We start from the raw sequence: 21,056 nt of genomic DNA, 5'->3' as shown, positions 1-21,056 counted from the left end.
GTGCTTGCACGGCGATTCGTGCCCCCGCCTTTCGCGGTGCGAGCACCGCTCCCACGTGTTGTCATTACCCATGTTCAACCAAAGGTGGCCTGAATGGCTTCCATGAGTCCTTCCTGAACATCGGCATCGTCGGAGAGCGGCTCCACCAGGGTGGCACGAGCGGCATCGAGGATCGGCATGCCGGCATGGATCAGGGTCGCGCAGTAGACCAGCAGGCGGGTGGAGACACCCTCCTCCAGGTCCTGGCCCTTCATGTCGCGCAGGCTGGCCGCCAGGTTGACCAGGGCGCTGCACTGCTCGAGCGGCAGACCACTCTCGCGGGCGACGATATCGCGCTCGACCTTGGGAGGCGGAAAATCGAAGGACATCGCCACGAAACGCTGGCGGGTGCTGGGCTTCAGGGACTTGAGGATATGCTGGTAGCCGGGGTTGTAGGAGACCACCAGCATGAAGTCGTCAGGCGCCTCGAGGAGCTCACCGGTGCGTTCCAGCGGCAGCAGGCGTCGATCGTCGGTGAGCGGGTGCATCACCACGGTGACATCCTTGCGCGCCTCCACCACCTCGTCGAGGTAGCAGATACCGCCCTCGCGCACGGCGCGGGTCAGAGGGCCATCGACCCAGCGGGTCTCGCCGCCCTGCAGCAAGTAGCGTCCGGTGAGGTCGGCGGCGGTCAGGTCATCGTGGCAGGAGACGGTGAACAGCGGCTTGCCGAGCTTGGCCGCCATATGGCTGACGAAGCGGGTCTTGCCACAGCCGGTCGGCCCCTTGAGCAGCAGCGGCAGGCGCTGCTGGAACGCCTGCTCGAACATCGTGCACTCATTGCCCACGCTTTCGTAGTAGGGAATCTCTTGCTCATTGGCCTCGGTGGCCACGGAGGAAAGGGGCATGAAGATCACTCCTGTCAGGGTGATGTACGAAGAACCGAACGAAAGAGGGCCCCGACCGGGGCCCTCTGTTGGTCAGGCGTGTTCGGGGCCTGCGGTCAGCTGGGTCCCGCCACCAGGCACCTGCTCGCGGGCCGGGCCGAAGAAGGCGTAGAGCAGCATCACCGCACCGATGGCCACGGCGATACCGGCGCCCAGGCGCATCATGTAGAACAGGCCGAGTTGGTCCTGTACCTCCATGTAGTTCATGCCCAGCACGCGTTGCAGGTGAGTCTGGACGACACCGGCGAAGGTCAGCGTGAAGGTCATGAAGCACATGGCACCGGTCATGATCCAGAAGCCCCACATGTTCAGCACCTGGTTGTAGGGCTGGACGCGGCGCAGATGCGGCATGGCGAAGGTGATGATGCCAAGAATCAGCATCACATAGGCGCCGTAGAAGGCCAGATGGCCATGGGCGGCGGTGACCTGGGTACCATGGCTGTAGTAGTTGACCCAGTGCAGGGTGTGCATGAAGCCCCATACGCCGGCGCCGAAGAAGGCCACGGTCGGGCAACCCAGGGACCACAGCATGGCAGCCTTGTTGGGATGGTTACGGCTACCCTTCCAGAACATGGTGAAGGCGAATACCACCATGGCGAAGAAAGGAATCACCTCCAACGTGGAGAAGATGCTGCCGATGGGCTGCCAGTAGCTCGGCGCGCCGATCCAGTAGTAGTGGTGGCCGGTACCCAGCAGGCCGGAGAACAGCGAAAGGCCGACGATGATATAGAGCCACTTTTCGATCACCTCGCGGTCGACACCGGTCATCTTGATCAGCAGGTAGCCCAGCAGCGCCGCCATGATCAGCTCCCAGACGCCCTCCACCCAGAGGTGCACCACCCACCACCAGTAGAGCTTGTCCACGGCGAGGTTGGTGGGGTTGTAGAAGGCGAACAGCCAGAACACCGCCGCCAGCCACAGGCCCAGCATCAGCACCAGGTTGATGGCCGTCCGGCGCCCCTTGAGCAGGGTCATGCTGGTGTTGAACAGGAACATCAGGAAGGAGATGGTGATCAGCACCTTGACCCAGAACGGCTGCTCCAGGAACTCGCGCCCCTCGTGAATGCCGAACTGGTAACCGACCAGGGCGGCGGCCCCGGCAAAGGCGAAGATGGCCAGCTGAATATAGGCAATGGTCGGGCTGTGGATTTCTCGCTCGGCCTCTTCCGGCATCAGGTAATAGGTGGAGCCCATGAAGCCGATCAGCAGCCACACGATCAGCAGGTTGGTGTGGCTGACCCGCATGATGTTGAAGGGCATGACCTCGGCCATGAAGTTGGGCCAGACATAGACAGAAGCGGCCAGCAGCCCGAAGACGACCTGCAGGGCAAAGAGCGCCATGGCCACCATGAAGAATGGCAGCGCCACCTTCTGGGTTTCGTATTTCATTTGTGTCGTTCTCCTTGATTAATCCGCGGTCCGGCGTTCAGGCGGCTCAGCCGGCAGGGTGCGGCGGCCAGTCCTGGTCATCGATGCCGTCGGTCCACTCGAGGAAATCGATCAGTGACTGCATCTCTTCCTCGCTGAAATCGTAGGCCGGCATCTGGCGGCGCCCCTGGGCGCCCAGCGGCTGGGCCCGGATCCAGGCGGCGAGACCCGCCCGCGCGGCTTCCGGATTATCATGTCCCCCGTAGCGTTCCCAGACATTACCCAGCTCAGGTGCAAAATAGGCACCTTCGCCCATAATGCTGTGGCAGTTGATGCACATGTTCTTTTCCCACACTTCCTTACCGTGCTCGACGGACTCGGTGAGTCCCTCGCTGTCGGTGGACGTGTTGACCATGTACCAGTGGCTGTGGGCCGTCAGCGCGGCAAACAGCAGAAAGAAGAACAGCGACCCGCCGTAAAAGATGTTGCGGGCCGCCGACTTGGTGAGACCGTCGGCCATGGACCATACCCCCCTTGCTCGTGTGGCAGTGCCGCCGCCCCTCACGGCAAACAGCCCTGCATCCCTTTTAAGATGTATAGCATATACCTGTTAAGCGTAGCAGCAGAGTACGGGGCAGGGCTTTGACGCCGGTCAATTTCTGAGGAAGGAAGGGGGCGACGTCCGAACAGGACGTCGCCAGGCAGGACTCAGTGGCCGAGGATCTGGCTGAGGAACAGCTGAGTGCGCTCGGACTTGGGGTGGTTGAAGAAGGTCTCGGGGGGCGCCTGCTCGATGATCTGCCCCTGATCCATGAAGATGACCCGATCGGCCACGGTCTTGGCGAACCCCATCTCGTGGGTCACACAGAGCATGGTCATGCCGTCGCGGGCCAGCTCGACCATGACGTCGAGCACCTCCTTGATCATCTCCGGGTCCAGCGCCGAGGTCGGCTCATCGAAGAGCATCACCTCCGGCTGCATGCACAACGCGCGGGCAATGGCCACCCGCTGCTGCTGGCCACCGGAGAGTTGGCCCGGGTACTTGAGGGCCTGGTCGGCGATCTGCACCCGTTCGAGGATTTCCCTGGCAGTGCGCTCTGCCTCAGCGCGCGGCTTCTTCTGTACCCAGGTCTGGGAGATACAGCAGTTATCCAGCACGCTCAGGTGAGGAAAGAGGTTGAAGTGCTGGAACACCATGCCGACGTTGCGGCGGATCTGCTCGATCCGCTTCACGTCCCGGGTCATGGGCACGCCATTGACCACGATGCGCCCTTCCTGGTGCTCCTCGAGATGGTTGATGCAGCGGATCAGCGTCGACTTGCCCGACCCCGACGGGCCGCAGATGACGATCCGCTCGCCCCGCGCGACCGTCAGGTCGATGTCACGCAGCACGTGGAAGTCGCCGTACCACTTGTTGAGCCCGGCGATCTCGATCATCGGCGAGTCGGCCTGGGCAGCAGTTGCCTCGTTCATGAGAAGACCCCGTTCGTGATGGTTTGTTACTAGTGGCCGGTGTGCAGGCGCCGTTCGATGTGTTGGCTGTAGCGCGACATGCTGAAGCAGAACACCCAGAACATCAGAGCGGCGAAGACATAGCCCTCGGTGGCAAAACCCAACCAGTCGCTATCGGTAAGCCCGGCGCGGATGATCGCCAGCAGGTCGAAGAGCCCGATGATCAGCACCAGCGAGGTGTCCTTGAACAGCGCGATAAAGGTATTGACGATGCCGGGGATGACCAGCTTGAGCGACTGCGGCAGCACGATCAGCCCCATGCGCTGCCAGTAGCCCATGCCCATCGCCTTGGCCGCCTCTTCCTGCCCGCTGGGGATTGCCTGCAGGCCGCCACGCACCACCTCCGCCATGTAGGCGCTCCAGAAGAACATGATGCCCACCAGGGCACGCAGCAGCTTGTCGAATTCCACTTGGGTGGGCACGAAAAGCGGCAGCATCACCGAGGCCATGAAAAGCACGGTGATCAGCGGCACGCCGCGCCAGAACTCGATGAACACGACGCAGAAGCCCCGTACCAACGGCATCTGCGAACGCCGCCCCAGTGCCAACACCACCCCGATGGGTAGCGAGCCGACGATCCCTACGGTGGCAATGGTCAGGGTCAGCATCAGCCCGCCCCAGTCGCGGGTCGGCACATGCTCCAGACCGAAGCTGCCGCCCACCAGCAGGAAGAAGGCCAGCACCGGGAAGCCCACCAGGGCGAAGAGCCCCACCCAGCGCTTGGCGGGCAGGCGAGGGATGACCAGCCAGGCCACCAGCACCGCCATCAGCAGGAACACCAGATTCACTCGCCAGCGCTGAGCCTCCGGATAGAAGCCGTAGATGATGGACTCGAAGCGTGCGCTGATGAAGACCCAGCAGGCCCCCTCACCACTGCACGCCTCACGTGAGTCGCCGAGCCAGTCGGCCTGAAACACCGCCCACTGCAGGGCGGGCCAGAGCACCATGGCCAGTAGCGCCAGGGTCACCAGAGTGACCACGCCGTTGAGCGGGGTATTGAAGAGGTTGGTATGCAACCAGCCGAGCAGGCCGCGGCGCAGGTCAGGAGGCCGGCGCTCGGCGACCATCTCGGTCTCGGTCGAGGTATCCACCATGTCAGCGCTCCTTGAGCAGCGTGCGCGCGTTGTAGAGGTTCATCAGCGCGGACACCACCAGGTTGATCAGCAGGTAAACGGCCATGGTCATGACGACGATCTCGATGGCCTGCCCCGTCACATTCAGCGCCGTGCCGGAGAACACCGCCACCAGGTCCGGGTAACCGATCGCCGTGGCCAGCGAGGAGTTCTTGATCAGGTTGAGGTGCTGGCTGGTCAGCTGCGGCACGATCACCCGCATCGCCTGGGGAATTACCACCTTGCGCAGGATGATGCCGCCGGGCAGGCTCAGCGCCTTGGCCGCTTCCACCTGCCCCTGGGGCACCGACTGGATACCCGAGCGCACGATCTCGGCAATGAAGGAGGCGGTATAGATAGAAAGCGCCAGCCAGAGGGCCATCAATTCGGGCAGTACCGTCACGCCGCCCTGGAAGTTGAAGCCCTTGAGCTCGGGTATGGACCACTCCAGCGGCATGCCAGTGACCAGGAAGGTAGCGAGCGGGAGGCCGATCAGCAGCAAGGTGCCCAGCTTGAACACCGGCAGCGGCCGGCCAGTCTTTGCCTGCCGGCGCCTCGCGAACCGCACCATCCACCAGGTAGCGATCACCGCGACCAGCAGCGCCCAGGGGGTAGCGGCAAAGCCAGCCAGTGGCTGCGGATCGGGCAGGACCACTCCGCGAACGTTGAGAAAGACCACCTCGAGCAGCGAATGGCTATCCCGCGGGCTGGGCAGGGCCTGCAGCACGGCGAAGTACCAGAACAGGATCTGCACCAGAAGCGGGATATTGCGGAAGATCTCCACATAGGCGGTAGCCAACCGGGCCAACAGCCAGTTGGGTGATAGCCGAGCGATACCCACAGCGAAGCCGATCAGGGTCGCCGCCACGATGCCCATGGCAGAGACCAGCAAGGTATTGAGCAGGCCCACCACGAAGGTACGGGCATAGGTGCTGTCGCCGGAATACTCGATCAGGGTCTGAGGGATGGAGAAGCCGGCTCGGTCTTGTAGGAAGCCGAAGCCGGTAGTGATGCCCCGGGCCTCGAGGTTGGCCATGGTGTTGGAGACCACCATGGCGATGAAGGCCCCAAGCGCCAGCAGCAGGATGCCCTGCACCAGCAGGGCACGGAAGGCGGGGTCACGCCACAGGGGCCCCCGCTCCCGTGAGGAAGAACGCAGCATATCGAGCCTCGCAGACGTACCCGAAACGGCACCACGCATGTTGCCATGCGTGGTGCCCGGTCATTGGACGTTCAGGTTGGGTCAGCGGATCGGCGGTGCGTAGAGGATGCCGCCTTCGTTCCACAGCGCATTCACGCCGCGGCTGATCTTCATCGGGGAATCCTCGCCCACGGTGCTGGTGAACACCTCACCGTAGTTGCCCACGTGCTTGACGAGGTTGTAGCCCCAGTCGTTGCCGATACCCAGCTGCTCGCCGTAGTTGCCATCCTCGCCCAGCAGGCGCGCGACCTGAGGATTGGGCGGATCAGCCTTCATCTCGTCAACGTTGCCGGAATTCACACCCAGCTCCTCGGCATTGACCATGGCGAAGATCGACCACTGAACGATATCCAGCCACTGGTCGTCACCCTGGCGCACCACGGGGCCCAGAGGCTCCTTGGAGATCAGCGTCTCGAGGATCTCGACGCTGTCCGGTTCCGGCAGCTGCAGGCGCAGGGCGCTGAGCTGGGAGGTATCAGAGGTCAGGATGTCGCAGCGGCCGCTGGCGAACCCCTGAGCGGTCTGGTCGGGGGTGTCGAAGGTAACGGTCTGGATATCGATACCGCGGGAGGGAAAGTAGTCGGCCAGGTTGAGCTCGTGGGTAGTGCCGGACTGGATGCAGATCGAGGCGCCGTCGAACTGCTCGGGTCCCTCGATACCCAGGTCCTTGGCCACCATGAAGCCCTGGCCGTCGTAGAAGGTAGTGGCGGTGAAGTTCAACCCCAGCGAGTTGTCACGTGTCGCCGTCCAGGTGGTGTTGCGCGAGAGAACATCGATCTCGCCGGACTGCAGGGCAGTGAAGCGCTCCTTGGCCGTCAGCGGCGTGAAGGAGACCGCCTCGGGGTCATCGAAGATGGCGGCGGCGATGCCACGGCAGGTCTCGACGTCCAGTCCCTGCCAGGTACCATCCTGATCGGGTGAGGAGAAGCCGGAGAGGCCGACGTTGACGCCACAGCGCAGCTGGCCACGCTCCTTCACCTCGTCCAGGGTGGCAGCCGAAGCAGAGGAGATCACACCAACGCAGAGGGCGGCGGCAGAAAGAGATAGCAATGTCTTGTTGTTGTACCGCATGAAAAGACTCCAGAATCTGTTGTGTCGAGTGTTGCTTATACATCACGCTCGAGACTAGCAGACCCCGGAGCCTCGTCGCCAATCAGCGATTAAACGCTTGTCTTAACTGCTTCGCCGTGGTCAAGACTCCGTGATGTCCTCGATCCAGGTCAGGGCCGCAACGCCGCTGGGAAGCCCCAGGGTGGGGATCGCCAGCATGGCCACCTGCTTGAGGGCTTCGGCGGATTCGCCCTCCTCCAGCCCGCGACGCACATGGGAGTGCACGGCACCTTCGGAGCGCGCCCCCACGGCCAGCGCCAGCTTGACCAGGCGGCGAGTGCGCGCGTCCAGCGGGCCGGACTCGGCACAGGCCCGGCCCAGCTCGGCGTAGGCCTCCCAGATCTCGGGATATTGCTCGGCCACCTGGCCGGCACCGGCGGGAAGTTCCTGTTGCGACATGCTGTACTCCTCGTGAGTGGTGAGTGATAGAAGCAGTATAGGCCAGTCCCCTGGCATCTCGATTCAGACCAGCCAGGAGAGCGGGCTATGGCGGATCGCCGCGCCCAGCATGTAGGCGAAGGTGGCCACCGCGGCCAGGGCGGCAACGGCTCTCACGCGGGGGGTGCTACCGCGCTTGATCGCCACCGTGCCCAGGCCGATATAGGCCAGCAGGGCAATCAGCTTGGCGGCAAGCCAGGGATGCTGGTGGGGCCACAGCGAGAGCATCACCATCAGCACCACGCCCAGCACCAGCAGGGTGGTATCGATCACATGAGGCGCCACCTTCACCCAGCGACTCTGCAACAGAGTTACCTCGCGCACCGACCACCAGGCCCTCAGCATGAAGAACAGAATACTCAGGGTGGCGGCGGTGACGTGCAGATGCTTGATCAGGACATAGTGCTCGATCATGGCGCGCTCCCCGGCCGTGACTAGCCATCCTTGCCATCGGCTCGGGCCGACAGTAGTGGCCACGTATAGTGGAACAGGAAGATGACGTAGGCCAGACACCAGAAAATGATGCCCAGGTTATAGGTCCAGTGAGTGATCTGCGGAAAGAGCGCCAATATCGGCGAGCGCAGCAGGGCTGCGGCCACCATCAGCGCCAGGGCCACTCCAATACCGGGCAGGGTACGAATGGGGCGTGCCGTATGGCCGAGTGCGACCCTCGACATCATGGCCAGCATCATGGTCCCCATGCCGCCGATGGTGAGGGCATGTAGCGCGGCGTCGGCGCGGCTGCCGCCAAGCAGCGCCAGGGCCCACATGGCCAGGCCTACCGGGATGAAGGCATAGCTCAGGTGCAGCCCCCAGAGCAGCGGCTCGCGCCAGCTATGCAGGCCGCCCCAGCGTGACAGCCGCACGGCGTTGGCGAGCGCCGCCAGGCCCATCACGGCCGCCAGCAGGGAAGCAGGAACGGCCACACCGAGCATTACCAGCAGCTGGCCCAGCACCACCGCCATGACGCTACCCAGGCTCAGATATTCCAGTGCGGGAATCGGTGGTTTGCGGGTCAGGCCCAGGCGGTTGGCGGTGAACATCGCGATCACCCTGCCACCCACCACCACCATCAGCAGGGAGAACAACAGCACCACCAGATGGGCGGCGTGGCGAATCAGCTCGGCGTCACCGGTCATCACCCCCAGGTGCATGGCCAGGTTGCCGAGAGTCAACAGTGCCAGGGCCGGCAGGAAGATCAGGTTGCGCCAGCGCTTCGCCGCGATCACCAGCCGAGCCATGATCCCTGCCACCGCCGGCAGGAACGCCAGGTCGACCAGTGCCGGCAGCCAGGGCGGCAGACCCAGGGGAAAGGCCATCAATAACCGCCCGGCCAGCCAGACGCCGACAAGCACCAGCAAGGGGCCACCCTTGATGCTGGGCAGGCCGGTCCAGTTCTGCACCGCCGTGAGCAGGAAGCCCGCCACCACGGCGGCGGCAAACCCGAACAGCATCTCGTGCTGATGCCAGAACATCAGGCCACCAAAGGGGCGCAGCAGGATGTCGCCGTGCCAGAAGGCGAACCAGATCCCCAAAGAGAGCACGCTGAACAGTGCCGCCAGCAGGAAGAAGGGGCGAAAGGCCAGCCTCGCCACCGGAAGGCGCGTCAAGGTGGAGGAGCGGACGGAGGAGGAAGAGCTCGATTGCATGGCGCCATACCCGACTAAAACGCTTGGTTATGGCTATTGTGCCCCACTCCCCTCGCCCCTTCCATGACAGGTATCAAGAATACTTATTATCGAGCTTTCAATGGCTGGTGCCTTCCTCGTAGCGGGTCTTGTTCCAGACGTTGTACTTGCCGGAGGGCTTGCTCATGGGAATGCGCTGCTCTTCCTCCAGGGTGTCGCCGTCGTAGACGATCACCGCGCCGTCCTCTTCCCACAGGCTCAGCAGCAGCTTGTCACCATAGCGGTCGAACTCCACGTGGGCGGCGGTCTTGCCGGGCTCGGGGATCAGCGTCTCGACGATCGCAAGGCTCTTCTTGTCGATCACGTGGACCCGATCGCGGTTGGGGCCGAAGAAGACGTCCACCCAGACATAGGGCGAGTTGGCATGGCTGCGCATGAAGAAGCCGGGGCCGTCGGTCTCGAGTGTCTCGATCACTGTCCAGTCCGTCATGTCGATGATCGATACCGTCGCCTTGGTCAGGTGCGGCGTGGCCATCACGCGGCGTCCCTCATGCTCCCAGGTGATGCCGGAGCCGAGGTGCGGCATCCCCTCCAGGGGTAGGTCGGCCACCTTGTCGCCGCTGTCCAGGTTGACCACCATGCCGCCCTGGCCGTCACTATCACCACCTCGGGAGGCGCCGATCACATGCTCATACTCGAGGTCGAAGAAGAAATCGTCCAAGTAGTCGGGCACCGGGATGCGGCGTACCCGGAAGTTGGGCGTGTCGTGGCTACGCTGCGTCGCGAGCGGGGTCGCCATATGGCCGGTGGAGACCACCGGCTCGATGGGCAGCGGCCAGGGGATCTCCCACACCTCCTCGATGTCCTTGAGCGCAGCGATGAAGCTGCCCCGCGGCGGCGCGGCATAGACAGCACTGACGCGTGAGCTCTCGCCGTTCTCACCCACCGCCGGATAGACCTTCATCAGGTCGAGATTGTGGGCATCAAACAGCACCAGGCTGTGGGGCAGATAGTTGGCGGCCATCACGTAGCGGCCGTCGGCGGAGACGGCGATATTGCGCATGTTGATGCCGGCGCGCACCTCGGCCACCACCTCCATGTTGTAGATGTCGTACTTGGTGATCCAGCCGTCCCGGGAACCGAAGAAGACATGGCGCCCGTCAGGCGTGTATTTGGGCCCACCATGCAGGGCGTAGCGGGTCTCGAAGCGGTGGATACGTTCGAAGGTATCGCCGTCGAGAAGACTGGCATGGTGATCCCCGGTCTCCACCACGATGAAGAGGTTGAGCGGGTCGGCGTCGAAAAGCAGCTCATCCGGCAGCGATCCGTCTGGATGACTGACCTCATGGCTGGCAAGAATATCGTCGCGGCCCCAGGTGGGTTCGACCTCGGGCGCGCGGTAGATCCACTCGGCCAGGGAACGGATCTGACTGTCGTCGAGTTGCTCGCCGAAGGCGGGCATCTGGCTGGCCGCTCGCCCGTAGCGTATCACTGCCTCGGCGGCCTCCGGCTTGAGCCGCGAGAGGTTGCCAGGCAGCAGCGCCGGGCCGATGCCGCCGAGGCGATCCTCGCCGTGGCAGGACGCACACTGGACCTGATAGAGATTGCGGGTGTCGTCGGCGCTGGCCGGCAGCATGACCGTGAACAGAACCCCGGCGGCCAGGGCATTCAAGAATGTCCGAAGAGAGGTAACGCACTTCACAGGGCAATCCGCTCCCGCACCAGTTCCAGGGTCTCGCCCTCGACGAAGGTTGCATCCTTGGGGGCCGGCTGGGCCAGGGTATTGGCCAGGCGCACCACCTTGCCCACCACGATCAGGGTGGGCGGCCTGAGCCCCTCGCGCGCGATGGTCTCGACCAGCTCGCTCAGGCAGGTGATCACCTGGCGCTGCTCGGGGGTGGTCCCCCGCTCCACCAGGGCCACCGGATGGTCCGCGGGCAAGTCGTGCTCCTGCAGCTGACGGCTGATCAGCTCGGCATTGGCCAGCCCCATGTAGAAGACAACCGTCTGGTTAGGACTCGCCAGCGAAGACCAGTCCAGCGCCAGGTCGCCGCCACCCTTGCAGTGGCCGGTGACGAAGGTGACGCTTTGGGCGAAGTCGCGATGGGTCAGCGGGAAGCCGCCGTAGGCGGCACAGCCCTGGGCCGAGGTGATCCCCGGCACCACCCGGAAATGGATGCCATGCTCGATGAGCACCTCGGCCTCCTCGCCGCCGCGGCCAAAGATGTAGGGATCGCCGCCCTTGAGCCTCACCACCCGCTTGCCCTCCTCGGCCAGGTGCACCAGCAGGGCATTGGTCTCGTCCTGGGTCAGGGCGTGACAGCGCGAGGCCTTGCCCACGTAGAAGCGCCGGGCCTTGGGGCTGGCCAGGGCCAGGACCTCCTTGGAGACCAGGCGGTCGAAGACCAGGCAGTCGGCCTGCTCGAGCAGCGACAGGGCCCGCAGAGTCAGCAGCCCTGGGTCGCCGGGTCCGGCACCGACGATGGCTACCTCGCCGGGCACCAGGGGCGCCTCGGCGAGATCATAGGAAACGCGACGTGACGGCATGGCGGAGATCCTCGTCAGCCTTACTGGATTTCGACGGCCTGGATGGCCTCATAGGGGGCGGAGATACGACGTTCACCCTCGTCGGCGACCCCGATCTCGCCATTGGTCAGATAGCAGCCGGGATCCTCCTCCCAGGGATCGCCGGAGACCTTCCAGGCACGCACCCGGGTGTTGCCGTTGCAGATCGACAGGAAATGGCACTCGGCACAGCGCCCCTTCACAGGCCGCGGCCGCTGGCGCATGCCCAGCATCATGGGGTCCCGGGTATCGCGCCAGATCGCGGAGAAGGGCCGATCGCGAACGTTGCCCAGGTCGTGGTCCCACCAGAAGGTATCGGGGTGGACATTGCCCAGGTTGTCGATGTTGGCAATGTTCTCGCCGGAGGCGTTACCCCCCCAGTTGATCAGGCGCTGCTCCAGGGCCGCGGCCTGATCGGGAAAGTGCTCGCGAGCCCACATCAGCAGGAAAGGGCCGTCGGCGTCGTTGTTGCCGGTGACATACTCGCGTTCGATACCGCGCTCGAGTTCACTTCGGCAGTGATCGAACAGGCGGGTCATGGCATCGCGGGTCATCTGGTGCCAGGCGTCCTGCTTGCTGTGGCGCCGGCCGCGACCGCCGTAGTTGAGGTGCGAGAGATAAAACTTGTCGACGTCGTGCTCCTCGAGCAGCGCCAGTATATCGCCGAGCTGCTCGTAATTCTCGCGGGTCAGGGTAAAGCGCAAGCCGACCTTGATGCCACGCTCCTTGCAAAGCTTCACAGCACGCATCGATTCACGGAAGGCCCCCTGCCGCTGACGGATGACGTCGTGGGTCTCCTCGAGGCCGTCGATGCTGATGCCCACGTAGTCGTAGCCGACCTCGGCGATGGCGTCAATGTTCTCTTCGGTGATCAGGGTGCCGTTGGTGGAGAGGCCAGTGTAGATGCCAAGCTCCCGGGCGCGGTGCGAGAGCTCGAAGATATCAGGACGCATCAGCGGCTCGCCGCCGGAAAGAATCAGCGCCGGCACACGAAACGCGTGCAGGTCGTCGAGCACGGCGTGTGCCTCGGCGTTGGAGAGCTCGCCGGCGAAGTCGATGTCGGCCGAGGTGGTGTAGCAATGCTTGCAGGTCAGGTTGCAGCGGCGAATCAGATTCCAGATCACTACCGGACCCGGCGGCTTGCGCGCCGGTGGGATGGGGCCCGGTTCCATCAGGCTCTTGATATAGCGGGTGACGCGAAACATGGCGTTCTCCTGCTGGATTTGCTGTGCTGAGTCACAGCGGCGGGCGCAACTCAGCCTCGCCGTTCGGGTTCCGCCGAGGCGGCACTCGGCCGGGCCCCGGCAAGACGCAGCCCTGTCTTCTTGAGGATGCGCGAACTATAGAGGATGCGATAGTCACGGCAGGCTTCGCCGAGCAGTTCGCGAATTGCCTCGGCCTGGTGCTCGACCTCACCGAAGCTATGTCCGTGAAGCATGGCAAAGAGATTGTACGGCCAGTGGGGCAGGTGCCGCGGGCGCCGATAGCAGTGGCTGACGCCCTCGATGCGGGCCACCTCGCGTCCCAGCCAAGTGACTTGGGTATCGTCCACGTTCCATACCGTCATGCCGTTGGCCACGTAGCCGAGCCGATAGTGATTGGGTACCGCGGCGACCCGGCGAATCACCCCGCGTGCCTGCATCTGCTGCATTCGCGAAAGCACCTCCTCGCCGCTCATGCCCACCTCGCGACCCACCGCCTCCCAGGGCTCCGGGACCAGCGGGAGGCCGGCCTGCGTGGCCAGCACGATGGCGCGATCGGCGGCGTCGAGCCCCTGAACGCTGCGAGGCGAATCGTCCTGATTCGGTGGCATCCTAGACCGGCAAGTGGAGACGGACATGAAACTCCTCCTCCTTGGGCATGTTGTAGACCGGCAGGCCAGTGGCGGACTCGATGTCGGCTATGGCTGCGTCGATGGCCTCGGGCGTCTCGGTGGCCAGCACGAACCACATATTGAGTTCGTGTTCCCGGCGATAGTTGTGTGCCACCTCGGGGAAGGCGTTGACCGTCTCGGTGACCCGATCAAAATCCACCTCGGGGACGGCCAGCGCCGCCAGGGTCAGACCGCCGCCTAGCCGTTCCGCGTGGTACATGGGACCGAAGCGACTCAGCACCCCGCCCTCACGCAGGCGCTCCAGGCGGTAGAGCAGGTCGCCCTCGGTGATGTCCAGTTCCTCGGCGACGGCCACATAGGGCCGTTCCACCAGTGGCAGGCCGTCCTGCAGGCGGTTGATCAGGCGACGGTCGACAACGTCCAGGTCATCGAGGGTCATGCTGCGCCCTCCTGCACGTAGCGACCACCGCACTGACGATAGGCATGAGTACTGAACAGCACTCGGTGCTCCAGATCATCCAGTCCCAGACGCTCGACGATAGCCGTGAGCTCCGCCAGAACCCGCTCGCGACGGGCACCATGGATCATGCAGAAGAGGTTGTAGGGCCAGTCAGGCAGACGACGCGGGCGACGGTAGCAGAGCGTCACCGCGGTTTCCCGGGCAAGCCGACGGCCCACCAGGGCGACCCGCTCGTCCGGCACGTCCCATACCACCATGGCATTGGCCTGAATCCCCAGGCGGCGGTGACGCACCACCAGGCCGAGACGCTTGATCATGCCGTCGGCCTGCCAGCGGCGCACACAGGCCATCACCTCCTCCTCGGCCATGCCGGCCTGCTCTGCCAGAGTGCACCATGGCCGCGGCGTGAGTGGTAGCCCTTGCTCGAGCAACCCGCGCAAGCGGCGGTGGGCATCCGTTTCGCCGGGTGAACGGTGGGCCTCAAGGGACAGCGGGGTCGCGGTACTCATATGCGCTCCAGTTCGGCCCAGGGAATAGGGAAAGAAAGGTCGATATGGTAGCCCTCGAGCATCGGCAGGCGCAGGATCGGCACGCCCAGCCGTGCCTCCAGCGCTTCCAGCCGCGCCTCGAGCTCGGGCTCGTCCGACGCGGTCATCACGAACCAGAGGTTGTAGTCATGTTCACGAGCATAATTGTGGTTGACGCCGGGAGCGGCGTTGATGAGTTCTGCGAAGACATCGCGCTCCGCCTCGGGTACGGCCACGGCGGCGAGCAGGCTGGCGCCAGCCCTGGCATGGTCGAACACCGGCCCCACGCGGCTGAGCACGCCCAGCGACTGCAACCGCTCCAGGCGTGCAATCACCTCGGCCTCAGAGGTACCCAGGCGCTCAGCCACGGTATGGAAGGGCCGAGTACAGACAGGCAGGCCGCGCTGGTAACTGTCGATCAGTCGACGATCCAGTCTATCGAGGTCTTGAACATGGCATTGCATATTGCATAGCTCACTTGCTGCAGGTGGCGGCGGGCTTGCGACCTGATTCATCAACGGACCAGTACTGAGCAGACGCCGCGCTGACCCACGGGGCGACGGTGATGATCACCCTCGCGGGGCATGAGACACCGTTCATTCCTGCTCATCGCTCCACCTCTGTCATGATCCTTGAAGGCGCTGCCACCAGGACATGAGCGTGTCATTATTGTCATTTGCCGGATGGCCCATCGGCGTGGCCTGGCAATGACCTTGCTACGTCAGAGGTTGGCCCATTAACGCGTATAATTCATGCATCTTTAACGTGTCTCACACCGCTTTCCCCAGCAAGGTTGACCTGCGTCAAAAGGGTTCGGAGCTACCTCCAAAGAAACATTGCGAGACCAGAGGGATCATGCTTCATGGGCCCTGCAGGACGACACTTTGACCCCCGTCAAGGCGTGTCCGGCCGCCAGCGGTGACACTACCACCAGCCACGACATTGGGACTTACCGCGCCCCCGAGGAGATATCATGCCCCTGCCCACCCCCTGCCGTTTGCTGCTACTGGCACTCAGCTGGCTGCCGATGGGCGTACTGGCTGACAGCTCGCTTTCCGTCGAGCGCATGCAGGAGCTCGAGACCCTGCTCTACCAGGATTGCGGCTCCTGCCACGGTATGACGCTGCGCGGTGGCCTAGGGCCGGCGCTCCCCGAATCGCGCATGAACGCCTACAGCCGCGAAGGCCTGGCTGCGCTGATCCTCAACGGCGTTCCCGGCACCGCCATGCCCGGCTGGCAGGGCCTGCTGACCGAGGAGGAGGCGCGCTGGCTCGCCGACCACCTGCAGAACGACAACCCCCTGGATGAGTGAGCAATCTCGATGACCCAACAAGGAATGAGAATGGCCATGCTTCCCTCCACCCTTCGCAAGCCCCTCGCCGCCGTCTCCCTGCTCGCCCTGCTGGCCGGCTGCCAGGCCACTCCGAATGCGGAACTGCGCGGCACCGGCGACCTGGGCGTGGTGGTGGAGCGCGCCACCGGAAGCCTCGCGGTAGTGGACACCAGCCACCACCGAGTCCTTGATCGGGTGGAGGAGCTGGGCGACCTGTCCCACGCCTCGGTGAAGTTCTCCCGGGATGCCCGCTACGCCTTCGTCTTCGGCCGCGATGGCGGGCTGAGCCGGGTCGACCTGCTCACCGGCGAGATCACTCACCGGGTGATGCAGTCCGGCAACAGCATCGGCGGCGCCGTCTCCCAGGACGGTTCACTGGTGGCGGTGGCCAACTATGAGCCGGGCGGTGTGAAGATCTTCGATAGCGAGACCCTGGAGGAAGTGGCGGAGATTCCCGCGACGTACCGGGACGACAACGGCGAAGAGCAGCGCTCCAAGGTGGTGGGCCTGGTGGATGCCCCTGGCAACCGCTTCGTCTACAGCCTGTTCGACGCCGGCGAGATCCACCTGGTCGACATGCACGGCGAAACGCCCGAGGTATCCCGCTTCACCGATATCGGCGAGAAACCCTATGATGCCCTGATCGGCCCCAGCGGGCGCTACTACATCGCCGGACTGTTCGGTGAGGATGGCCTGGCGCTGCTCGACCTCTGGCACCCGGAAGCGGGCGTACAGCGCATCCTGCCCGACTACGGACGCGGCGAGGAGCGCCTGCCAGTCTACAAGATGCCCCATCTGGAGGGCTGGGCGATGGCCGGCGACGCGGCCTGGCTGCCGGCCGTGGGTCGCCATGAGGTGCTGATCGCCGACACCGGTGACTGGTCGCTGATCGATCGCATCCCGGTCCACGGCCAGCCGATTTTCGTGATGTCTCGCCCCGACGAGCGCCAGGTGTGGGTCAACTTCGCCCATCCCGACAACAACGTGGTGCAGGTAATCGACACCGAGCGCCGAGAGATCGTTGCCACCCTGGCACCGGGCGAGGCGGTGCTGCACATGGAGTTCACCCCCAAGGGCGAGCAGGTGTGGATCTCGGCCCGGGACAGCGACCGGGTGGTGGTCTACGACACCCGCACCCTGGAAGAGGTCGCCCGCCTCGACAGCGAATCGCCTAGCGGCATCTTCTTTACCGACCGAGCCCATCGTATCGGGTTGTGAGGGATCAGCGGTGCACGTGCAGCGGTACCTCGGAGTAGCCGCCTGCGGGGTAGAGCGCGCGCACCGCTGGCCGGCCCGGCACAGGCTCGATGTCGGTCGTGGCATCGAGCAGTGCGTCCATGAAGTCCTGAAGCTCCATGCGTGCCAGCGGTGCTCCGGGACAGACGTGAATACCCGCACCGTAGAGCAGGTTATCCTTCGAATCGCGGTCCAGGCGTAGCTCGTCGGGGTCGCCGAACACCGCCTCGTCGCGGTTGGCCGAGCCCCACAGGATCGTCAGGCGTTCACCGGCCTCAAGGCGACGGCCGCCGATCTCCACCGGGCAGGTGGTGATGCGCCGATTCGACATCAGCGGTGCATCGAGACGCAGGATCTCGTCAATGGCCGCCGGCAACAGGCAGCGATCGGCACGCAGGCGCTCTTGCAGCTCAGAGTTGGCCGCCAGGTAGCGCATCAGGATGCCGATGCTCGCCGAGATGGTACCGAGCTCCCCCACCGTCCAGTTGCGCAGGATGCTGACGATCTCCTCGTCGGTCAGCGCTCGCCCTTCGACGGTCTCGTTCATGATGCGGGTCGTGACATCATCCGGGGCGGCGTCGCCGGCGTCGCAGCGGCTTGCCAGCAACTCTCTGATCACCCCGTCGAACTCCAATGCCAGTTCGCCCAGCGCCTCGCGGTCGCCCGCCAGGGTAGCGGCCTGCTGACGCTTGACCCAGGCACGCAGCGGCTCATGCAGACTGGTAGGCCAGCCCATGAAGGCGCACTGGATCTCCAGGGCGAAGTCCTGGCCCATCTCGGTCATCGCCTCCACCTCGCCGTCGGCGGGCAGGCGACCCACCACACTCTCGGCGATGGCCCGGCACTGCGGGGCGAAGGCAGCCATGGCCTCGGGGCCGAAGTAGGGCTCGATGATACGCCGGAAGCGGGTGTGCTCGGGCGGATCCATGGCATTGGGCACCGAGAGATGGCGACTCGCGGCGTTGCTGAAGGTCTCGTGGTCCTCGAGCACGCACATCACGTCCGCGTGGCGGAACAACGACCACTGTAGATAGTCACTGAAGGCCACCGGGCAGCGACTGCGCATCTCGTCATAGGCGGCGATCTGGTCGTTAAGCACGCTCTCGGCGCGCGGGTCCCAGTCCTGGGTGTGTCTATCGCTCATGTCATCTCCTGGGAAAGGGGATTCAGGGCTGCCTAGGAAAGCAGAAGCCGCCAAAAGTCGCATTGACTCAGGTCAGCGGTCCTCTCTATGGCTCAGGGCACGTCCGGCCAGCCCGGCAGGTGGAACTCCTGCTGCAGATGGCGCAGCTCGGGCTGATGCAGCTCGGCGATTCGACGCGCCAGTTCGGCGCCACGGGCCAAGAGGTGCACCTCGATGCGTCGACGGTCGTCACGGCTCGGCCGCCGTTCCACCAGCCCCAGCTGCTCGCAGCGGTCCACGAGCATCACGGTGCCGTGGTGCTTGGCCTGCAGACGCTCGGCCAGCTCGCTCATCGTGGCCCATTCGCGACCCGCAAACCCCAGCAGGTGCAGCAACAGTTGATACTGCAGCGGCGTCAGGTGGTGATCGCGGCAGATGTCGTCGCTCTGCCGCAGGAAGCAGCGCAGCTGGTAGCGAAAGTGAGAGAGTCGCTGGAAGTCCTGCTTGGTCAGGGAGTCGTCACTCATGGGAAGCATCCAGATCATCAGGGCTATGGTTCGTTGGCTTGACAGCGCGGAAGTCGCAGCCTAATAGTTAAGGTAAAATATCACAACATGATATGTATTACCCCCATCGCCACCCGAAGAGGACTCGACCATGAATCTTGTCACCGTGATCAAATTGCCATTCACCCGCCAGGTCGGCTGGAAGGAACTTCAGCGCCGAAAACCTTCCATCCCGCTACTGGCATGGGCCATCGTTCTTCCCATGTCGCTTCTGCCGCCAATAATGCTCTACTATGCCGGCACCCATTACGGCGACGATTTTGTGGCCGGCTTCGGCGACCACCAATGGCGTTTTATCACCACCATCCTGTTCCTGGCTGAACTGCTCACCTTCTTCCTGATGGGCTGGCTGATCCATGCCGTGGTCAACGGCACTGGAGAACTGTCGATCGACTACCACGACGCCTACCTGCTGGCCGCACTGGCGCCGCTGCCGCTGTGGTCGTCTGCGATCGTGCTGCTGATCCCCAGCCTGTTGCTCAACGCCCTGGCAGTGCTGGTGGCACTCGGTATCTCCTGCACACTCGTCTACCACGGCCTGCAAGCGTTGTGTGAGCGCAGCGACAACGACGTCAATACCATGTCCGCCACCTACACCATCATGGCCGCCGGTTTGCTGGCCTGGGGACTGTTGATGGCCATCATCTGGGCCTATTGATAAGAGCGCACTGCACCGCGACAGGATGTCGCCATGGGTCACCCTCCCGGGGCATAACATGTATTTTATATACTTCTTAAAATCATTCCCCGACACGGAGCCATGCCATGCTGACCCAGGAGCAGGAACGCCTGATCGAGGCCACCGCCCCGGTGGTAGCCGAACACCTTGACGCGATCACCCAGCGCTTCTATCCGCTGATGTTCGAGCGCTACCCGGAAGTGAAACCGCTTTTCAACCAGGCCCACCAGCAGGACGGCGGCCAGCCGCGGGCCCTGGCCGGTGCGGTTCTGGCCTATGTGGGGCTGCGCCAGGATCCCCAGCAGGCGCGTGGCGTGCTGGCCACCGTGGTCAGCAAGCACGTCTCCCTGGGCATCCAGCCCGACCAGTACCCCATCGTCGGCGAATGCCTGATGGCTGCCATCGGCGAGGTGCTGGGCGAAGCGGTGACACCGGAAATCGCCGCGGCCTGGAGCGACCTCTATGAGGAACTCGCCGGCCTGCTCATCGAACTGGAAGACCATCGCTACCGGGAGTTCGAGCAGCGCCCCGGTGGCTGGCGCGGCACGCGCCGCTTCCGCGTCGCCGACACCCGGCAGGAGAGCGCGGTGATCCGCTCCTTCGTGCTGGAACCCGAGGATGGCGGCCCGGTACCCGGCCACCGACCGGGCCAGTTCATCGGCGTGAAGCTGACCATCGACGGCGAACCCGTCTATCGACACTACAGCCTGTCGGACGTGCCGAACGGCCGCCACTACCGGATCTCGGTGAAGCGCGAGCCGGAGGGCCGCGCCAGCCGTCACCTGCATGACACCATGAGCGTCGGCGACACTCTGGAACTGCTGCCGCCGGCCGGCGACCTGACGCTTGCCGATGGCGACGAGCCCCTGCTGCTGGCCAGCGGTGGCGTCGGCCAGACCCCGATGCTGCCCATGGCCCGCCACGCCCTAGCCGAAGGGCGCCGGGTGGTCTACCTGCACGCTGCCCTGGATGCCGAGCATCACGCCTTCCGCGACGAGGTGGCGGCCCTGGCTGCCGAGCACCCTCAGCGGCTCCGGGCGGTGAGCGTGCACGAGCGCGGCGATGACGCCGACCATACCGGCCGGATCGATCGCGAGCTGCTCGCTAGCCTGCTACCCGACGATGCCCGCTGCTACTTCGTGGGCCCCCAGGGTTTCATGACTGCCGTAGACCGGGCACTCGCCGAACTGGGGGTGCCCCGCGAGCGTCGCCACTACGAGCACTTCGGCCCCTCACGCCCCCTCGACGCCGCCTGAAGCCAACCTGAAACACGACGTCTCGGCCTGGCGGGACGTCGTCGCTCTGCCTGAAGATTGTGACCTCCCATGCCACCGCCACTCCTTGACGCCCAACAGCTTCGGTCTGGCGGCGGTGAACTCGGTATCGAACTTGATTAGCTGCCCGCAACACCTCGTCGGGTAGCAGCCGGCGGCCGGGT

23 protein-coding genes are annotated in these 21,056 nt (G+C 64.4%); 4 read left to right on the top strand and 19 right to left on the bottom strand.

The features are described from left to right. Positions 1 to 74 precede the first annotated feature (74 nt). The 17 genes from HALO32_RS02845 to HALO32_RS02765 all read right to left on the bottom strand — a co-directional run bounded on the left by HALO32_RS02845 (position 75) and on the right by HALO32_RS02765 (position 15,145). Positions 75 to 887, bottom strand: a complete 813-nt coding sequence (locus HALO32_RS02845; RefSeq protein WP_151442277.1) for a CbbQ/NirQ/NorQ/GpvN family protein — start codon at positions 885 to 887, stop codon at positions 75 to 77. A 72-nt stretch (positions 888 to 959) separates the two neighbouring features. Beyond that, the gene (locus HALO32_RS02840) at positions 960 to 2,315 is read right to left on the bottom strand and encodes a cbb3-type cytochrome c oxidase subunit I (RefSeq protein WP_151442276.1); all 1,356 of its coding nucleotides are present in this window, start codon (positions 2,313 to 2,315) and stop codon (positions 960 to 962) included. Positions 2,316 to 2,361: 46 nt separating this feature from the next. Then, on the bottom strand, positions 2,362 to 2,814 hold the full coding sequence (locus tag HALO32_RS02835) for a c-type cytochrome (protein ID WP_151442275.1): 453 nt from the start codon (positions 2,812 to 2,814) through the stop codon (positions 2,362 to 2,364). Between the two features lie 188 nt (positions 2,815 to 3,002). Beyond that, positions 3,003 to 3,731, bottom strand: coding sequence for an amino acid ABC transporter ATP-binding protein (locus HALO32_RS02830; RefSeq protein WP_151442343.1), 729 nt, complete (start codon positions 3,729 to 3,731; stop codon positions 3,003 to 3,005). A 65-nt stretch (positions 3,732 to 3,796) separates the two neighbouring features. After that, positions 3,797 to 4,900: an amino acid ABC transporter permease gene (locus tag HALO32_RS02825; RefSeq protein WP_192576418.1), complete on the bottom strand. Its 1,104-nt coding sequence runs from the start codon at positions 4,898 to 4,900 to the stop codon at positions 3,797 to 3,799. A 1-nt stretch (position 4,901) separates the two neighbouring features. After that, positions 4,902 to 6,080, bottom strand: a complete 1,179-nt coding sequence (locus tag HALO32_RS02820) for an amino acid ABC transporter permease (protein ID WP_151442274.1) — start codon at positions 6,078 to 6,080, stop codon at positions 4,902 to 4,904. Positions 6,081 to 6,161: 81 nt separating this feature from the next. Next, positions 6,162 to 7,190, bottom strand: coding sequence for an amino acid ABC transporter substrate-binding protein (locus HALO32_RS02815; RefSeq protein WP_151442273.1), 1,029 nt, complete (start codon positions 7,188 to 7,190; stop codon positions 6,162 to 6,164). 120 nt (positions 7,191 to 7,310) lie between these two features. After that, a complete protein-coding gene (locus HALO32_RS02810) occupies positions 7,311 to 7,628 on the bottom strand; it encodes a carboxymuconolactone decarboxylase family protein (protein ID WP_151442272.1) in 318 nt (105 codons plus the stop codon). Between the two features lie 63 nt (positions 7,629 to 7,691). Further along, the gene (locus tag HALO32_RS02805) at positions 7,692 to 8,081 is read right to left on the bottom strand and encodes a SirB2 family protein (protein WP_407646816.1); all 390 of its coding nucleotides are present in this window, start codon (positions 8,079 to 8,081) and stop codon (positions 7,692 to 7,694) included. A 20-nt stretch (positions 8,082 to 8,101) separates the two neighbouring features. Further along, positions 8,102 to 9,316 carry an NnrS family protein gene (locus tag HALO32_RS02800; protein ID WP_151442271.1) on the bottom strand — a complete coding sequence of 405 codons (1,215 nt, stop codon included), beginning with the start codon at positions 9,314 to 9,316 and terminating at the stop codon, positions 8,102 to 8,104. 97 nt (positions 9,317 to 9,413) lie between these two features. Next, positions 9,414 to 10,967, bottom strand: coding sequence for a nitrite reductase (locus HALO32_RS02795; protein WP_225809695.1), 1,554 nt, complete (start codon positions 10,965 to 10,967; stop codon positions 9,414 to 9,416). Between the two features lie 26 nt (positions 10,968 to 10,993). Beyond that, positions 10,994 to 11,842, bottom strand: coding sequence for a uroporphyrinogen-III C-methyltransferase (gene cobA / locus HALO32_RS02790; protein WP_225809693.1), 849 nt, complete (start codon positions 11,840 to 11,842; stop codon positions 10,994 to 10,996). A gap of 20 nt (positions 11,843 to 11,862) precedes the next feature. Continuing rightward, on the bottom strand, positions 11,863 to 13,065 hold the full coding sequence (nirJ, locus tag HALO32_RS02785) for a heme d1 biosynthesis radical SAM protein NirJ (protein WP_151442269.1): 1,203 nt from the start codon (positions 13,063 to 13,065) through the stop codon (positions 11,863 to 11,865). Between the two features lie 50 nt (positions 13,066 to 13,115). Continuing rightward, positions 13,116 to 13,700 (bottom strand): siroheme decarboxylase subunit beta, encoded by a 585-nt coding sequence (gene ahbB, locus HALO32_RS02780; protein WP_225809691.1) that lies wholly within the window; start codon positions 13,698 to 13,700, stop codon positions 13,116 to 13,118. Beyond that, positions 13,675 to 14,133 carry an Lrp/AsnC family transcriptional regulator gene (locus HALO32_RS02775; RefSeq protein WP_151442268.1) on the bottom strand — a complete coding sequence of 153 codons (459 nt, stop codon included), beginning with the start codon at positions 14,131 to 14,133 and terminating at the stop codon, positions 13,675 to 13,677. The genes ahbB (HALO32_RS02780) and HALO32_RS02775 overlap by 26 nt, the downstream gene beginning before the upstream one ends. Continuing rightward, positions 14,130 to 14,663 (bottom strand): siroheme decarboxylase subunit beta, encoded by a 534-nt coding sequence (gene ahbB / locus HALO32_RS02770; protein WP_192576417.1) that lies wholly within the window; start codon positions 14,661 to 14,663, stop codon positions 14,130 to 14,132. Before ahbB (HALO32_RS02770) ends, HALO32_RS02775 begins: the two co-directional genes overlap by 4 nt. After that, positions 14,660 to 15,145: an Lrp/AsnC family transcriptional regulator gene (locus HALO32_RS02765; protein WP_151442267.1), complete on the bottom strand. Its 486-nt coding sequence runs from the start codon at positions 15,143 to 15,145 to the stop codon at positions 14,660 to 14,662. The genes ahbB (HALO32_RS02770) and HALO32_RS02765 overlap by 4 nt, the downstream gene beginning before the upstream one ends. A 509-nt stretch (positions 15,146 to 15,654) precedes the next feature. Here HALO32_RS02765 and HALO32_RS02760 point away from each other — a divergent pair. Together HALO32_RS02760 and HALO32_RS02755 are read left to right on the top strand one after the other, a co-directional pair. Next, on the top strand, positions 15,655 to 15,993 hold the full coding sequence (locus tag HALO32_RS02760) for a c-type cytochrome (protein ID WP_151442266.1): 339 nt from the start codon (positions 15,655 to 15,657) through the stop codon (positions 15,991 to 15,993). A gap of 36 nt (positions 15,994 to 16,029) precedes the next feature. Next, positions 16,030 to 17,232, top strand: coding sequence for a cytochrome D1 domain-containing protein (locus tag HALO32_RS02755; protein WP_151442337.1), 1,203 nt, complete (start codon positions 16,030 to 16,032; stop codon positions 17,230 to 17,232). Positions 17,233 to 17,236: 4 nt separating this feature from the next. On the opposite strand, the gene HALO32_RS02750 is transcribed toward HALO32_RS02755, so the two are convergent. Next, entirely contained in the window at positions 17,237 to 18,394 is a 1,158-nt protein-coding gene (locus tag HALO32_RS02750) for a cytochrome P450 (RefSeq protein ID WP_151442265.1), read from the bottom strand. Positions 18,395 to 18,486: 92 nt separating this feature from the next. After that, entirely contained in the window at positions 18,487 to 18,900 is a 414-nt protein-coding gene (locus tag HALO32_RS02745; protein WP_151442264.1) for a MarR family transcriptional regulator, read from the bottom strand. A gap of 130 nt (positions 18,901 to 19,030) precedes the next feature. On the opposite strand from HALO32_RS02745, the gene HALO32_RS02740 reads away from it, so the two are divergent. Both HALO32_RS02740 and hmpA read left to right on the top strand, forming a co-directional pair. Further along, on the top strand, positions 19,031 to 19,597 hold the full coding sequence (locus HALO32_RS02740; RefSeq protein ID WP_151442263.1) for a YIP1 family protein: 567 nt from the start codon (positions 19,031 to 19,033) through the stop codon (positions 19,595 to 19,597). Positions 19,598 to 19,704: 107 nt separating this feature from the next. Continuing rightward, the gene (gene hmpA / locus HALO32_RS02735) at positions 19,705 to 20,874 is read left to right on the top strand and encodes an NO-inducible flavohemoprotein (RefSeq protein WP_151442262.1); all 1,170 of its coding nucleotides are present in this window, start codon (positions 19,705 to 19,707) and stop codon (positions 20,872 to 20,874) included. Positions 20,875 to 21,056: the final 182 nt, after the last annotated feature.

The sequence above is a fragment of the Halomonas lysinitropha genome, assembly GCF_902500215.1.
Lineage (GTDB): Bacteria > Pseudomonadota > Gammaproteobacteria > Pseudomonadales > Halomonadaceae > Halomonas > Halomonas lysinitropha.
The sequence above is the reverse complement of the archived record's forward strand: the minus strand, read 5'-3'. Positions and strand labels throughout refer to the sequence as shown.